Here is a 15,494-nt window from a genome sequence, read left to right on the forward strand (position 1 = left end):
TGCCCGGTCCCTGGAACGCCGCCGTCCGGCCCCGGCGAACGGCCCCGGCCGGTGCGGGCCGCACCGGCCCGGCGGCCGGACCGCACGGGGCGGCCGGGTCAGCCGAGCAGGGCGGGCTCGGGGTCGGTGAGCACCTGGTCGAGGAACGTCAGCCGCGCTCCGTCGGCGTCCAGCCGCGCCCTGACCCCGATGGGGTACGTCTGCATCCGCGTGTTGTGCCCGATGTTGACGCCCGCCAGCACCGGCACGCCGAGGTCGCCGAAGCGCTCCGCCAGCATCCGGTCGACGTGCGCGGGGTCGCCGCACTCGGTGAACGTGCCGAGTACGATCCCCGCGACCCCGTCGAGGTAGCTCTTGGCGCGCCTGATCTGGGTGACGATCCGGTCGATACGGAAAGGCAGTTCGTCGACGTCCTCCAGGAAGAGGATGGCGTCCTTCGCCGGGTACGACGTGTCGGTGCCGAGGCTCGCGGCTATCAGCGTCGCCGTGCCGCCCAGGGTCAGCCCCTCGGCGATGCCGGGGACCAGCGTCCGCGCGTCGGGGAAGGTCAGTTCCTTGACCTCGGACGGCGTGTACAGCAACTTCATGAGCCGCGCGAAGTCGTACTCCGACGGGCCCTCCCAGAAGCCGCCGCAGGCGACCATCGGCCCGAACAGCGAGACCCAGCCCAGCTTGGCGGCCAGCGCTTCGAGCAGCGCCGTCACGTCGGAGTAGCCGACGACGACCTTCGGGCGTGCGGGGTCGATGCGGCCGAAGTCGACCAGTTCGAGCGTGCGCTGCGCGCCGTAGCCGCCGCAGGCGAGGAACACGCCGGCGTAGGCCGGGTCGGACAGGGCGCGCGTCAGGTCCGACGCCCGCAGTTCGTCGTCGCCGGCCAGGTAGTCGTAGACGCTGCCCGCGTCGCGTGCCGACCCGAAGACCTCGGGCACGAGGCCCACAGAACGCATGGCCGCGAGGCCGGACTCCAGGTGCTCCTGGTCGTCCACGGGCGAGCTGGCGCAGATGACGGCGACGGTGTCGCCCGGGCGCAGCGCGGGCGGACGGAGCAGGGTCATGCGTTCTCCAGGTGTGTCGGTGTGAGGAGGTGGCAGGCGGCGCACGAGGTGCCGGACCCCAGCACGGGCAGCTCGCGGCGGTCGCAGGCGGCGGTGGCCCGTTCCTGTGGCGTGGCGCCCGCCCAGCGGCCGCAGCGCGGGTGGAAGCGGCAGCCGGACGGGATGGCCGTGGGGTCGGGCGGCTCGCCGGTGAGGAGGGTGGGGTGCCAGTCGTCGGCGCCGGTCGGCACCACCGACAGCAGCGCCCGCGTATAGGGGTGCTGCGGGCGCAGCAGCACCTCCTCGACGGTGCCCTGCTCGACGATCCTGCCCAGGTACATCACCGCCACCCGGTCGGCGATGTTCCAGGCGAGGCCGAGGTCGTGGCTGACGACGAGGGCGGACACGCCGAGGTCGTCGCGCAGCCGCAGGATGAGCTCCAGGATCTCGCCGCGCACCGACGCGTCCAGCGACGCCACCGGCTCGTCCGCGACGATGACGGAGGGGTTGAGCGCCAGCACGCCGGCGATGACGACGCGCTGCTGCTGCCCGCCGGACATCTCGTGCGGGTAGCGGCCGAAGTAGTCCTCGGGCGGCCGCAGTCCTGCGCGCGCCAGGGCCTGGTGCACGGTGCGCGGCAGCCCGTCGGTGAGGCCGTGCAGGCGCGGCCCCATGGCCACCGCGTCGTAGACGTTCTGCTTGGGGTTGAGGGCGCCGCCCGGGTCCTGCAGGACGAGTTGGGTGTGGCGCCGGTAGCGCTTGAGCCCCTTGGCCGTGTAGGCGAGCGGTGTGTCCTCGTAGCGCACCTCGCCGCCGGTCGGCTTGACGAGCCCGACCAGCGCGCGTGCCAGTGTGGACTTGCCGCACCCCGACTCGCCGATCAGCGCGACGATCTCGCCCTTCGCGACGCGCAGGTTGACGCCGTCGACGGCGCGGGCCGGGCCGCGCCCGCGTGACGGCGGGTAGACGACGGACAGTTCGCGGGCCTCCAACGCGGCGGGGGCCTGGCCGGGTTCGCTGGTCACTGCTCTCCTCGGTGCTCGGGCAGCGCCTTGAGGCACGCGGCCGTGCGACCGGGCCCGGCGGGCCACAGCCGCATGTCCTCGGTGTGGCAGGCGGGCAGCACCTCGGGGCATCGTGCGGCGAAGTCGCAGCCCGTTCGGGTGTCCGACGGCCGAGGCGGGTCGCCCCTGAGGCCGGCGGGCGCGCGCCGCGACGCCGGGTCGCCGATGGTGGGGAACGCCCGTGACAACGCCCTGGTGTAGGGGTGTTCCGGATTCCGCAGTACCTGCTTCGCCGGGCCGAGTTCGACGATCCGGCCGGCGTACATGACGGCCAGCCGATCGCAGGTGTGGGCGAGCAGCGACAGGTCGTGCGTGATCATGATGACGGCGATCCGCGACTCGCGGACGAGATCGGCCAGCAGTTGCAGGATCTGGGCCTGGACCATGACGTCGAGCGCCGTGGTGGGCTCGTCGGCGATGATCAGCTCGGGGCGGCAGGCCAGGGCCATCGCGATCATCACACGCTGCCGCTGGCCGCCGGAGAACTCGTGCGGGTAGCCGCGGACCCGCCTGGCCGGGATGCCGACACTGTCGAGCAGTTCGATGGCGCGGCGTTCCGCTGCCTTCGGCCGTATCCCGTCGTGCACGACCATCGGTTCGACGACCTGGTCGAGGACGCGGCGCACCGGGTTCAGCGCGCTCATCGCGCCCTGGAACACGACGGAGGCGCCGGCCCAGCGCACCGCGCGCAGCCGCACCCATCTGGTGGTCAGCAGGTTCTCGCCGCGGAAGAGCACTTCGCCGTCGACCTTCGCGCCGCGGTCCTGCAGCCGCAACAGGCTGAGCGCCATCGTCGACTTGCCGCAGCCGGACTCCCCGGCGACGCCGAGTGTGTCCCCGGCGGCGAGGCTGAAGCCGACCCCGCGCACCGCGGGCACCTCGCGCTCGCCCAGCCGGTAGGTGACGTGGAGGTCGCGCACGTCGAGCAGCGGTGTGTCCTCGGTGGTCGTGCTGTCGGCGGCGTCCGCCGTACTGGTGGTCAACGCCTGTCCTCCGTCCGTGGGTCGAGCACGTGTTCCACGGCGCGTCCTGTGAGCGTGAAGCCCAGGACCACCACGAGGATCGCGAGGCCGGGTGGCAGCACGTACCACCAGGCCCCGGCGGTGAACGCGCCGTTGAAGAATGCGTTGTTGAGCATCTCGCCCCAGGTGATGGAGGCGGGGTTGCCGAGGCCGAGGAAGGTCAGGGTGGCCTCGGACAGCAGGGCCCCGGCGACCGTCAGGGTGGAGGAGACCAGGATCAGCGGGGTCACATTGGGCAGCACCTGGCGCACCATGATCTGCCAGTCCCCCGCCCCGAGCGCCCGCGCCCGTTCGACGAACGGCCGCGCCTCGACGGCCAGTGTCTGCGCGCGGATGAGGCGCGCGGTCGCGGTCCACGAGGTGACGGCGATGGCGATGGTGATCGACGTCTCGCCCTGGCCGAGCACCGCGGCGAGGGAGATCGCGAGCGGCAGGCTGGGCAGTGCGATGAACCAGTCCGTCACGTGCATCAGCGCGCGGCCGACGAAGCCGCCGTAGTGCCCGGCGACGATGCCCACGCCGGCGCCGAACACGACGGTCAGCGCGGTGGCGATGACGCCGACCCGCAGGCTCTCGCGCGAACCCCAGACCAGCAGGAGCAGCACGTTGCGTCCCGCCTGGTCGGTGCCGAGCGGGTAGTGGCCGCTCGGCGCTGCGAGCAGCGGCCCGTCCGCCTTCGTGACGTCGAGCTGGTCGAGGCCGATGAACAGCGGCGAGACCAGCGCGAGCAGGATGAACAGCACGAGCAGCACGACACCCGTGACACCGGACGGGCGGTGCGCGAAGGCCCGGACGAAGCGGCGCGCCCCGGCGAACCGTGGCGGGACCGCCACCGCCGCCTGATCGGCACCCACGGCCTGTGCGGCGCTCACTGGGCGCGCACCCTGGGGTCGAGGAACCGGTAGGCGAGGTCCGCCAGGAGATTCATGATGATCACACTCGCACTGAAGACGATGAAGGTGCCCTGGAGCAGCGGCAGGTCGGGGATCTTGAGCGCCTCGTAGGTGAGGTCGCCGAGGCCGGGCCAGGAGTAGACCGCCTCGACGGTGACCGCGCCGCTGATCAGCATCCCGAGGTGCATGAAGATCATGGTCACCGAGGGGAGCATGGCGTTGGGCAGCGCATGGCCGCGGCGCACGTGGGCGTCTCTCAGTCCCTTGGCGCGTGCGGTCAGCAGGTAGGGGCTGCCCTTCTCCTCGATGATCGAGGACCGCATGATCGTCACGTACTGGGCGTAGGTGACGAGGACCATGGTCAGCGCGGGCAGCACCAGGTGCCGCGCGACGTCCACGTAGTGCGTGAACCCGGTCTGCGGGAGCGAGGGGTCGCTCATGCCGCCGGCGGGCAGGAAGCCGTGGATCGGGCCGATGCCGACGCTGCACACCATCAGCAGGATCATGCCCAGCCAGAAGGTGGGCACGGACCAGAGTGTGAGTGACGTGGACGAGGTGACGCGGTCGAACGCACTGCCCGCGCGCCAGCCGCTGCGCTGGCCCAGCCACAGCCCGATGACGACGGAGATGGCGAACGAGGTTCCCATCAGCAGCAGGGTGGGGCCGATGTGGCTCAGCGTCAGCGACGCCACCGAGCGCTGGTACTCCCACGAGTAGCCGAGATGGCCGTGGAGTGTGTCGTTGACGAAGTCGAGGAACCTCAGCCACAGCGGCTTGTCGAGGCCGAGCTGCACGCGCAGGTGGGCGAGTTGGGACTCGCTGACGGGCCGCCCGCGTGTCATGGTGCGCACCGGGTCGGACGGCATCATGTTGAACAGCACGAAGCCGATGACGAGGGTGACGGCGAAGCTCACGACGGCGGCGGCGAGTTTGGAGACCAGGTAGCGCGCCCAGGGCATGCGCGGCGAGCGCTGCCGGCGCGGCGCGGGGACCGGGGCGGGCGCCCCGGCCGTCGTCCCGGTGGCGATGGCGGGATCACTCACGGTCGTCCACCCCCGCCCGGTGCCGGACGATCGCGGCTGCCGCCCCGAGCACGATGACCGCTGCGGCTATGCCGAACCCGAGGCCGATGCCGCCGGCGGAGTAGTGGCGCTGGGCGGTGGGGGTCGCGTCGAGGTAGCTCCAGAAGGAGCCCTGCGCCGGGTAGAAGCCCTGCGCGTCAGGTGTGCCGGTGTTCATGGCGGTGACCTTGGAGGACATCGCGATCTTCTGCCTCTTGTTGTAGAACATGATGTCCACGTCGGCGTCGTAGAGGATCTTCTGCATCTTGCCGACGACCCGCGCACGCTGCCCGGGGTCGAACTCGCTCTGCTGCTGCGCGAACAGCTTCTCGTAGCGGGGGTCGCAGAAGAACGAGTCCGTGTTGCCGCCCGTGCCCTGCTCGTTGGGCAGGGTGGTGCAGCTCTGGATGCCGAGCATGTACGTCGGGTCGGGGCCGCTGGTCCATGCGTCGATCAGCATGTCCCAATCCCCCTTGCCCAGGTCGCTGTTGAGTGCGGACATGCTCATGGGGTGGATCACCACCTTTATTCCGATGTCCCTGAGCCAGCCCTGGATGTAGGGGGCGAACGCCGCGTCTTCGGACTCGTCGGAGTGGATCCCGAGCCTGAGGACGAGTGGCTTGCCGTTCTTGGGGTCGATCCGGATGCCGTCCCGGCCCCGCTTGTAGCCGGCCTTGTCGAGCATCCGGTTGGCATGCCGCGGGTCGTACCTCTGCTCCTGGCCGGGTGGCGGCTTCCACACCCACTGCGACCAGGCCGGTGGCAGGTACCCCTGGCCGACCGTGCCGTAGCCGTCGAGAACCTTGCCGACCAGCGTCTTCTTGTCGATGCTCAGCGCGATCGCGCGCCGCAGCACAGGGTCCTTCAGGGCCGGGTTGCCGGTGCCGATGGGCTTGCCGCCGCGGGTCCTCGCGCCCGGGTTGAGCTCGAGTCCGTTCCAGCCGTTGCCCGCCGCCTGCACGGTGTGCACACCGGAGGTGCGTCTCAGCGACGTGAACTCCGTGGCGTTGACGCCGCTGATGTAGTCGAGCTGTCCCGATCGCAGCGCGGCGACGGCACTGTCACTGGTCTTGTAGAGCCGCTCGATGAGGTGGCCGAACTTGGGCGCGCCGAAGAGGAACGACTTGTTCGCGTCGAGCGTCGCGTACTGGTCCGTCTTGTACCCGGTGAGAATCCACGGGCCGTAGCCGACCACGGGATAGGAGTCGTTCTGGTAGCTCTTGAGGTCTTTGACGTGCGACTTCCAGATGTGCTCGGGCACGATCGGGATGCCGTAGATCGGCACGCTCACGTAGGTGAGGTCGGCCTGCGGCTCGTCCGTTGTGATGACCAGTGTGGTGGGGTTCGGTGCCGACACGGACTTGAAGTGGGACACGAGCGTGCCGTTGGCGGTCGCCGCCACCTCGTTCGTCATGATCAGGTGGAAGGTCCAGGCGGCGTCGGCGGCGGTCAGCGGCTTGCCGTCGCTCCACTTGAGGCCGGGCCGGATCTTGAACGTCCACGTGCGGTGGTCCTTCGACAGGGACCAGGACGTGGCGAGGTAGGGGCCGGGCTTGCCGTTCTTCTCGATCACAGTGAGCGTCGGGTAGATGGCGCCGAAGATGTCGAGGGAGCCGTTGAAGTACGACACGAACGGGTTCAGCGTGTCCACGCCCGAACTGTCCATCGCCACGCGGAGCGTCTTGCCTGCGGCGGAACCCGTGGACGCGGAACTGCCGGGTGATGCCCGGCTCGGGGACGCGGCGGACGCGGAGCCCGCCAGGCCGAGCAGGCACATGGCACACGCGATGGCGAGCGCCAGGACGGCGCGCGGTCCTCGCAGTCCGCGCAGCCGGCGCGTACTCGCGGGCGCCGTGGCGGCGGTGTCCTCGACGGCGGTCATGTGCGCTCCTCGTTCGACTGGCCCGGAGGGTCGACGTTCGGCTGGCCCGGTGGGTCGACATCGTGGCGGCTGAGGCGGGCCCTGCCGTCCGCCGTACAAGAAGTGATCGGTGAGCGGCGAGATTTTCGGTGCTCCGTGCGGCAGGCCTCCGGCGGGTTGCACGCTGACTCCGCGCGTCCAGGTGGACACCCCAGCGAGGACGCTCGAGCGAGGAGGCACATGAATCCCCACTTCGACCTGCTGATCCGGGGCGCGGACATCGCGGACGGGACGGGCGCGCCGCTCGCCGCGGGCCAGGTCGGGGTCGCCGACGGCCGGGTACGCGTCCTGCCGCCCGGCGCCCCCGCGACCGCCGACCGGGTCGTGGACGCCCCCGGGCACGTTGTCGCGCCCGGCTTCATCGACGCCCACACGCACTCCGACGTCACAGCCCTCGACCGGACCGGGGAGCTGCCCGCACACTCGGCCGTGCTGCAGGGCGTCACCGTGGAGGTCTGCGGAAACTGCGGCGACAGCGCCTTCCCCGGACCTTTCCCGGACTTCCCGGCGTTCTGCCGGGCACACGCCGATGCGGGCCGGCCGAACCACATCGCCTCGCTCGTCGGCCACGGCACGCTGCGCGAGGCCGTGGCGGGCCCCGACGCCCGGGCGGTCAGCGAGGACGAACTGGGCGCCATGTGCAGGGTGCTGGACGACGCGCTCTCCGCGGGCGCCGCGGGCCTGTCCACGGGCCTGATCTACACGCCGGGCTCGTACGCCGACACGGCCGAGGTCACGGCCCTCGCCGCGGTCGCGGCACGGCACGGCAAGCCGTACGTGACGCACCTGCGCGACGAGATGTCCGCCGTCGAGGAGGCGCTGGAGGAGGCGGTGCGGATCGCCCGCGACAGCGGCGCGCCGCTGCACGTGTCGCACCACAAGACCGCGGGCCGGTACGGCTGGGGCGGCACCGAGCGGACGCTGCCGCGCCTGCACGGACTGCGCGCCGATGGCATGGACGTGACCTGCGACGTCTACCCGTACACCGCGGGCAGCACGTCCCTCGCCGCGATGCTGCCGCCGTGGGCGCACGACGGCGGCGACGTCCGCCTGCTGGAGCGGCTGCGCGACACGGAACAGCGCGCCAGGATGCGCGCCGCCATCGCGGACGGCGTGGACGGCTGGGAGAACACCGTCGGCAACGGCGGCTGGGACCGGATCTCGCTCGCCGGCACCGCACACCACGCCGCGCTGCACGGGCGAACGGTCGCGGACATCGCGTACGAACGCGGCGCCGATCCCCTCGACGTGGTCGCCGACCTGCTGCTGGCGGAGGACGGGGACGTGACGATCATCAGCCACTCGATGCGGGAGGACGACGTACGGCGCGTGCTCGCCGCGCCGTTCACCATGATCGGCTCTGACGGTGTGCCGAGACCGGGGCTGCCGCATCCCCGCTGGGCCGGCACGTTCGCCCGCGTGCTCGGCCGCTACGTGCGCGAACTCGGCCTGCTGGGGCTGCCCGACGCCGTCCACAAGATGACGGGCGCGACCGCGGCGCGGTTCGGCCTGACCGGGCGCGGTGTGCTGCGCGACGGCGGCCACGCCGACCTGGTGGTGTTCGACCCGGAGACCGTCGCCGACCGCGCCACCTTCTCCGACCCGCTGCCGGCGCCGTGCGGCGTCAGGATCGTGGTGGTGGCGGGCGCGGTGGTCGTGGAGGACGGCGAGGTCACCAAGGCGCGGCCGGGCCGGGTGCTGGCATGCTGAGCGGCGTGCTGCCACCCGACCTTCCCGGCACGCTGTCCGTCTCGGTGCCGGGCGTGCTCGAACACCGTCCCGACGAGGTGCTGCCGCTGGCCAGCGTCGGCAAGCTGCTGCTGCTCGCCGAGGTCGCCCACGGCCTGACCGGCACCGGCCCGGCCGGAGACCGCCTGGACGCGGCCGAGCCCGTCGAACTGCTCGGCGAGGACCATTGCGGCGGCTCAGGGCTGCTGACCCGGCTGTCCGTACGCCGCCCGACCATCGCCGACCTGGCCGTCCTCACGGCGGCGGTGAGCGACAACACCGCAACCAACGCGCTGATCCGCCGGGTGGGCCTTTCGCGCGTCAACAAGAGGGCGGAAGCACTCGGGCTCGTCCGCACGCGCGTCCTCGACCGGATCCGCGAACCCCGGCTCCCGGGGCACCCGACCACCTTCGCGGTCGGCACCGCGGCGGAACTGTCCGCCCTCGCGGAGCGCATCGCCGCCGACGAGCGGTGGGCGCGCCTGCTGCTCGGCTGGATGGCCGGATGCGGCGACCGGGCGATGGTCCCGGCCTTCATCCCGCACGACGCCGAGGACGCCGAGGTCCGCGACGTCCCGTGCCCGTCGCTGTGGGTCGCGAACAAGACGGGCACGGACGAGGGGGTGCGCTGTGACGTCGGGGTGGTGCGCGGCGCACGTCAGGTCTGCTACGCGGTGCTCGCCAGGTGCGCGCCGGGCGACGAGTTCGAAATGGTGCGGGCGATGCGCGCGGTCGGCGCGCAGATCGCGGCCGCGGCAAGCTGAGCGCCGCGGTCCGAAGCGCCGAGTTCAGTGACCCTGGTCAGGCCGAGCGGCAGCCGCTAGCCTCGTCGCAGCCGTGAAGGCAGAGAGTTGTACGCGGCGGCGACGGGGGCTTGTGAGAAGTGACGCTGAACACCAATGGCCCGATGACAGCAGACCAACTTCGTTCACTGCACGCCTGGTTGGCGGATGTCGATGAGTTGAGAGGCCGAGTCGGCCGCAAGGAGGGCCCGCCCGAGAAGGGCACGCTCGGGCCTTTGCTCGAGGCGCTGACGGTGGCGGTCGGTCCCGGCGCCGCGGCATCCGCGCTGGCGACCACCGTCATCGCCTGGCTGCGTACCCGGCGCGGTGAGATACACGTCAAGATGACGCTCCCGGACGGCCGTTCACTGGAACTCTCCGCCAGGAACGTGGCCGCTCTCGACGCGGCAGACCTGCGGCGCCAAGTGGCCGATGTCGCGTCCCTGCTGGGCGCGCAGGACCAGCAGGGAGACACGACCCTGCGGATCTCGGCGCCCGAGCACCGCGAGGACCGATGACCGATCTGGACGGCGCGGGCGTGCAGGTTCTGCTGATCGCCACCGCGACGCACCAGGACGGCGGACTCCCCTCGGTCCCGTCGGTCGCCGGCAGCTTCAGGGATCTGCGGACGGCCCTGGTCGAGCATTGCGGGGTGCGGCCGGAACAGGTGACGGCGGTGCTCGACCCGGCAGACGCCCAGAGCATGGCCCTCGCCGTGGCCAGGGCAACAATGCGGGCCGACACCGTTCTGCTGGTCTACTTCATCGGGCACGGCCTGCTTGCCCCGAGCGGGGACCTGTACCTGGCCGCAGGCAACACCGCGGAACTCACTCCCGGCATGGCCGAGCACCAGGCGTACTCCTTCGCCGCCCTGCGTGAGGCGGTGCTGGCGAGCCGGGCCGCGTCCAAAGTCATCGTGCTCGACTGCTGCTTCTCCGGGCGCGCGTCGCTGGGCGGCACCTCATTGGTCACCGCTTTCAACGCGGCACCGGGCAATGGGATGTACCTCCTCGGGTCGGCGGAACTGCTGGCCCGCGCCCCGGAGGATGCCGAACACACCACATTCACGGGGGCGTTACTCCACCTGCTGGAGCACGGCGACGCCGAGGGGCAGCAGTCGCTGACCCTGGACGCGGCCTACTACGCCCTGGAGCGAAGGCTGCGGGACGGACAGCAGCCCGTACCCCGGAGGGTGAACGGAGACCTTTCCGGCAATCTCGTCATCGCGCCCAACCCGGCCTTTCACACGCGTGCCTCCGCACCGGACCGGCAGCCGCCCGCCGACAGCGTCTGCCCCTACCCGGGGCTCAGCCCCTTCTCGGTGGAGCGGGCCGATGTCTTCGCCGGACGCACCGCGATGACCGAGCGCCTGGTGAAGGCGACGGCGGCGGCCTTCGGCGCACCTGGCTCCCTGATCCTCGTCGGGGCGTCAGGATCCGGAAAGACGTCCCTGCTCAACGCCGGTCTGCTGGCACGTCTGCGCACCCATGGACTGCCCGGACTGCCGGGGTCGACCGGCTGGCCCGGCCGGCGCCTGACACCTGGCAGGAACCCGCTACGGAACCTCGCCGACTCCCTCGCGCCCGAGGCCCCCGACGGCGCCGAGTCGCTGCTGGTGAAGGGCCACGCGGCAGAATTCGCGGACCGCCTTCTCGACCACCCGGGGCAACGGCTGGTCATGGTCGTCGATCAGCTGGAAGAGCTGTTCACCCTCTGTACGGACCCGGAGGAACAGACGGCGTTCCTGAGGGCGGTGACCGAACTGGCCCAGCCCCAAGAGGGCCACGAACCGCGGGCCTTGGTGGTCTTCGCGCTGCGGGCGGACTTCTACGCCCAGGCGGCCGAACGCCCCGAACTGCGGACCATCCTGAGTAGCAGCCAGCTACTGGTCGACCCCATGGACGCCGGCGAACTGCGCGCCTCGATCGAGGAACCTGCGGCCACCGCGCAGCTGGAGCTCGAGGAGGGGCTCGCCCCTCTCATCCTGGAGGAGCTGGGCAGAGCGACCGGCCTGCGGTCGCCCGCGGAGGCGCTGCCGCTCCTGTCCCACGTGTTGCAGGAGACGTGGAAGGAGCGCGAGGACCTGCGGCTCACCGTCTCCGGATACCTCGCCACCGGTGGCATCACGAAGGCCGTCGCGACCACGGCGGAGAGCGTCTACGGCGGGCTCGATGCGCCCGGCCAGGAGGCGGTGCGCCTCATGCTGCCCCGGCTGGCCCGGGTGAGCGAGGACGCCGGCGACACCGCACAGCCGGTCGAATGGCCTGTGCTCCTGCACGGGGTGTCCGACGAGGCGATCGCGAGGAATGCGATCGCACGGTTCGCCGGGGCCCGCCTGCTCACCCTCGACCGCGACACGGTCCGCATCAGCCACGAGGCGCTGCTGCGTGCCTGGCCCAAGCTGGGGCAGTGGATCGACGAGGATCGCGACCTGCTGCGCGCCCGCCAGCAGCTCGCCTCGGACGCGGCGGGCTGGGAGCAGTCAGAACGGGACACCTCCCTGCTGTACCGGGGGAACCGGCTCGCCGCGATGCGGGAGCGCACGGCCGCACCCGGCGCCCCACCACTCGGCTCGGTATCCGCCGAGTTCATGGAGAACTCCTGGCGCCAGCACACGCGCGACGGCCGCCGACGCCGTGCCGTGTTCACCTTCTTCGTCGTGCTGGCCCTGCTGGCGACGACCGGCCTGGCAGGCGCGGGAATCTACTGGCGCCAGGCCGGTCAGGCGCAGCAGCGCGACCTCGCCCGGTACCTGGCCGCCGAGGCCGAGGGGCAGCGCGAGCTCCACCCCGGGCTGGCCAAGCAGCTCAGCCTGGTCTCGTACCGGCTCGACCACGAGGCCGGCCGCAGCGCCCTCCTCAACAGCCAGCACACACCAGGCGTGATCAACGACGGCGAACCGGCCTATGACCTCGCCTACAGCGCGAACGGCCAGGTGCTCGCCATCTCCACCGGCGACTCGATCGTGCTGCGCACCCGGCACGGCCGGGCAGGGCATATTGACGGGATCCTGACCGGCCCGATCGCGGTGACCGCCGACGGCACCGTGCTCGCCGCGGCCACCTACGCCACCGACGGCTCCACCTCGGCGACTGTGCGGCTGTGGGACATCTCCCGACCCGGCCGGCCGAAGAAGCTGTCCGCGCCCACGACGTCGGACGCCGTCACCGCGCTGGTCTTCGGCACTCACGGGAACACCCTCTTCGCCGGCACATCGGCGGGCGGGATCCTCCGCTGGGACACCGGTGATCCTCGTGCGCCGCACGCCCTGCCCCCGCTCCGGGGCAACGGCAAGCAGGTCGACTCCCTGGCCGTCTCCCCCAAGCGCGGTCTGCTCGCGAGCGCGAGTGTCGACGGGCGGGTACGGCTGTGGAAGGCGACCGGCACCAAACCCCTCGCCACACTGCGCGCGGCCCCGTACGACGCCTACTTTGACAAGCATATGCGGCCACTGCACCGAATCGCCTTCGACAGTTCGGGCAGCCTGCTGGCAGCACCGGCCGAGAAACCGAAGAAGACGGACACCCTCGATTACCGTGACGATCTGGCGCTGTGGACCCTCGACGACCCGAAGGCTCCCCGGCAGGTCGTGTCAGCGGACAAAGGCGTGTCGAGCAGCGCCAGCAGATGCACGGACAGCGTGACCTCGATGGCGTTCGCCTCGAAGAGCAAACGGATCGTCGCGGCTTGCGGCCCCAGTTGGAAGATCTGGATCTACACACACGGAACCGACGCGATCCTGCCCGGTGCGTCGAACACCGGCAGCGACAGGGGCGGCGGAGTAGCGCTGTTTGTCCCCGGCAACGCCAAGCAGGTGCTCAAGGCCACCGACCGCGGCGTCAAGATCTGGGACCTCGCCAACGGCGCCCAGCCGGGGGCGGTGGGATTCATACCACCGGCGCCCGGCACCGGAGGCCGGCTGTCCCTCGCGAGGGCCGGGAAGAAAGTGCTCCTCGCCTACCAAGGCGTGGGCGCGAACTGGCTGCGGGACCTCGACCTCCGGAGTCGGCGAAGCAAGCCTCTGGTCATGACGCGCGCGCCCGACATGTTCGCGGGACAGGACATCGCCCTCAGCCCGGACGGCAAGCTCCTCGCCGACACCGAGGTCTACAAGCAGGGCAAGGACACGTACGCCAACCTCTTTCTGCGCGGTACCGCCCACCCGAAAGAGAAGCTGGCCATGATCAATGTGGACAACGGCGTGGGAGCACTCGCCTTCAGTCCGACCAAGCCCCTCCTGGCCGTCTCCGACTCCAACGGCCTCGTGGCCAGAAACCCCAAGCCCCAGGTCGTCCGGCTCTACGACATCGCCGATCCCCGGCACCCGCGTCACCTCTCCACGATCGAAACGGCCGGGTACGGACTTGTCTTCTCACCGGACGGCAGGTCGCTGGTCATCGACGAGTCCACCAAGAGCGACAGGAAAGCCCGCCCGACCGCAGACCCGGTGGTACGCAGCTGGGACGTCACCCATCCCACTCATCCATCCGCATCGTGGTCGATACGCCTGCCGACCGGCACCAGATTCGCTTATTTCGCGTTCCGGCCGGACGGGAAGCTCTTCGCGCTCTACGACGAGACTGGAACGCTCCGGCTGTGGGACGTCCGCCGTGACCGTCTGGCAGGTCGCACCGCAAAGGTGTCCATCGGGAAGCCCGACAGTCCGTTGGCCTTCAGCCCCGACGGGACCCGCATCGCTCTGTTCACGACCAACGACGACTTCAAAAAGCGCCCCGAGGTCTGGGACGTGAGTGATCCGCACTCACCCAGCCGGCAGTTCTACATGCCGACCGCATCGGACTTCTACTCCCTGGCATTCGCTCCCGACGGCAAGACCCTCGCCGTCGTACGCGCCTCCGCCGGCATCGATCTGTGGGACACCAATCCGCAGCACGTCATCACGTCTCTCTGCAACGCGATCGGCGACCCGATCTCCCAGCAGGATTGGAAGAAGTACCTGCCGGATCGCCCCTACCAACCGCCATGTCAGTGACGTGGATCAGCCGGGGGCCATCCCGGCGAGGTGCCCGGCGGCCAGCAGGTTGGACGCGGCGCTGCCCAGGTAGGCGGTGAAGCTGCTCAGCACCGGGTTGGGGTTCTCCGGACGCCAGGCGACGCCTATCTTCCGGTAGAGCTTCGGCCCGGACACGCGGCTCGTCTGCACACCGCTGGTGTCGTTGAGTCCGAGGCTCGGCACCAGCGCGATGCCCATTCCCGCCCGCACGAGGCCCACGATCACCTCGTAGTGGTCGCTGCGGCAGCGAATGTGCGGCACGAAGCCCTCAAGGGCGCACGCCCGCTCCAGCACGGAAAGGACCGGCGTGCCCGTGCCGAACGACGTCACCCACTGCTCCCCCGCCAGCTCCACCAGCCGCACCTGGCCGCGCCTCCCGGCGGGGTGACCGGCCGGTACCACCAGCAGCTGCGGCTCGTGGAAGAGCACCTTCACCTCGACGCCCTCGGGCGGCACCCACGGGTCGAGGGCGTGCTCGAAGACGACCAGCGTGTCGATCGCGCCCTGCTGGACGCCGAGGGCCAGCTCGTGCGGCTGCCCCTCGACGAGCTCCAGCTCGACGCCGGGGTGGCGGCGGGAGAACCGTGACAGCGACTGCGGCAGCAGCTGGTAGCCGGCCGACGCGAAGAACCCGATCCGCAGGTGCCCCGAGTCTGCGCGCGACTGCGCCCGCAGGTCACGCTCCGCCGAGTCCAGCAGGGCCAGCACCTCCTGCCCGCGCAGCGAGAGCCGCCGCCCGGCGGGAGTCAGCCGCAGGCTCTGCGCGCTGCGCTCGACGAGGCTGATGCCCGCGTCCTTCTCCAACTGGGCCAGCTGGTGCGACACGGCGGACGGCGACAACCGCAGCTCGCGGGCGGCCCCGGCGATACTCCCTGCCTGGTCGACCGTGGCCAGTACGTGCAGGCGGTGCGTGTTGAGCATGGCGGCAGACTATGACGCCACCCCGCGGCGTTGGCAGGGGTCGGAAACGGATTT

The 15,494-nt window shown here is 71.1% G+C and carries 11 protein-coding genes; 4 read left to right on the forward strand and 7 right to left on the reverse strand.

What is annotated here, in order from left to right; genetic code table 11:
* Positions 1–98 precede the first annotated feature (98 nt).
* From IH48_RS0127295 to IH48_RS0127320, 6 genes are read right to left on the reverse strand one after another with little or no spacing between them, the layout of a single operon-like run.
* Positions 99–1,055, reverse strand: a complete 957-nt coding sequence (locus IH48_RS0127295; protein WP_037843299.1) for a S66 peptidase family protein — start codon at positions 1,053–1,055, stop codon at positions 99–101.
* Complete coding sequence (locus IH48_RS0127300) at positions 1,052–2,059, reverse strand: ABC transporter ATP-binding protein (protein WP_037843301.1); 1,008 nt, start codon at positions 2,057–2,059, stop codon at positions 1,052–1,054. The genes IH48_RS0127295 and IH48_RS0127300 overlap by 4 nt, the downstream gene beginning before the upstream one ends.
* Positions 2,056–3,081: an ABC transporter ATP-binding protein gene (locus tag IH48_RS0127305; protein ID WP_051840658.1), complete on the reverse strand. Its 1,026-nt coding sequence runs from the start codon at positions 3,079–3,081 to the stop codon at positions 2,056–2,058. The genes IH48_RS0127300 and IH48_RS0127305 overlap by 4 nt, the downstream gene beginning before the upstream one ends.
* Entirely contained in the window at positions 3,078–3,992 is a 915-nt protein-coding gene (locus IH48_RS0127310) for an ABC transporter permease (protein ID WP_037843304.1), read from the reverse strand. Before IH48_RS0127310 ends, IH48_RS0127305 begins: the two co-directional genes overlap by 4 nt.
* Positions 3,989–5,056 carry an ABC transporter permease gene (locus tag IH48_RS0127315; protein ID WP_234434399.1) on the reverse strand — a complete coding sequence of 356 codons (1,068 nt, stop codon included), beginning with the start codon at positions 5,054–5,056 and terminating at the stop codon, positions 3,989–3,991. The genes IH48_RS0127310 and IH48_RS0127315 overlap by 4 nt, the downstream gene beginning before the upstream one ends.
* Entirely contained in the window at positions 5,049–6,956 is a 1,908-nt protein-coding gene (locus IH48_RS0127320; RefSeq protein ID WP_078850072.1) for an ABC transporter substrate-binding protein, read from the reverse strand. The genes IH48_RS0127315 and IH48_RS0127320 overlap by 8 nt, the downstream gene beginning before the upstream one ends.
* Positions 6,957–7,175: 219 nt before the next feature.
* On the opposite strand from IH48_RS0127320, the gene IH48_RS0127325 reads away from it, so the two are divergent.
* The 4 genes from IH48_RS0127325 to IH48_RS0127340 all read left to right on the forward strand — a co-directional run bounded on the left by IH48_RS0127325 (position 7,176) and on the right by IH48_RS0127340 (position 14,498).
* The gene (locus IH48_RS0127325; RefSeq protein WP_030910199.1) at positions 7,176–8,705 is read left to right on the forward strand and encodes an N-acyl-D-amino-acid deacylase family protein; all 1,530 of its coding nucleotides are present in this window, start codon (positions 7,176–7,178) and stop codon (positions 8,703–8,705) included.
* A 5-nt stretch (positions 8,706–8,710) separates the two neighbouring features.
* Positions 8,711–9,487, forward strand: coding sequence for a serine hydrolase (locus tag IH48_RS0127330; protein ID WP_199810010.1), 777 nt, complete (start codon positions 8,711–8,713; stop codon positions 9,485–9,487).
* 143 nt (positions 9,488–9,630) lie between these two features.
* Positions 9,631–10,023, forward strand: coding sequence for an effector-associated constant component EACC1 (locus tag IH48_RS35955; RefSeq protein ID WP_267885331.1), 393 nt, complete (start codon positions 9,631–9,633; stop codon positions 10,021–10,023).
* Positions 10,020–14,498 carry an NACHT and WD repeat domain-containing protein gene (locus tag IH48_RS0127340; protein WP_030910206.1) on the forward strand — a complete coding sequence of 1,493 codons (4,479 nt, stop codon included), beginning with the start codon at positions 10,020–10,022 and terminating at the stop codon, positions 14,496–14,498. The genes IH48_RS35955 and IH48_RS0127340 overlap by 4 nt, the downstream gene beginning before the upstream one ends.
* A gap of 6 nt (positions 14,499–14,504) precedes the next feature.
* Here IH48_RS0127340 and IH48_RS0127345 read toward each other — a convergent pair whose 3' ends face one another.
* Positions 14,505–15,440: a LysR family transcriptional regulator gene (locus tag IH48_RS0127345; protein WP_030910209.1), complete on the reverse strand. Its 936-nt coding sequence runs from the start codon at positions 15,438–15,440 to the stop codon at positions 14,505–14,507.
* Positions 15,441–15,494: the final 54 nt, after the last annotated feature.

The sequence above is a fragment of the Streptomyces sp. NRRL F-5126 genome (assembly GCF_000721265.1).
Classification (GTDB): Bacteria; Actinomycetota; Actinomycetes; order Streptomycetales; family Streptomycetaceae; genus Streptomyces.

Bases quoted from the DNA above. Each gene is read 5' to 3' on its own strand.
- IH48_RS0127295 (WP_037843299.1), bottom strand. From the start codon at position 1,055: ATGACCCTGCTCCGTCCGCCCGCGCTGCGCCCGGGCGACACCGTCGCC.
- IH48_RS0127320 (WP_078850072.1), bottom strand. From the start codon at position 6,956: ATGACCGCCGTCGAGGACACCGCCGCCACGGCGCCCGCGAGTACGCGC.
- IH48_RS0127325 (WP_030910199.1), top strand. From the start codon at position 7,176: ATGAATCCCCACTTCGACCTGCTGATCCGGGGCGCGGACATCGCGGAC.
- IH48_RS35955 (WP_267885331.1), top strand. From the start codon at position 9,631: ATGACAGCAGACCAACTTCGTTCACTGCACGCCTGGTTGGCGGATGTC.
- IH48_RS0127340 (WP_030910206.1), top strand. From the start codon at position 10,020: ATGACCGATCTGGACGGCGCGGGCGTGCAGGTTCTGCTGATCGCCACC.
- IH48_RS0127345 (WP_030910209.1), bottom strand. From the start codon at position 15,440: ATGCTCAACACGCACCGCCTGCACGTACTGGCCACGGTCGACCAGGCA.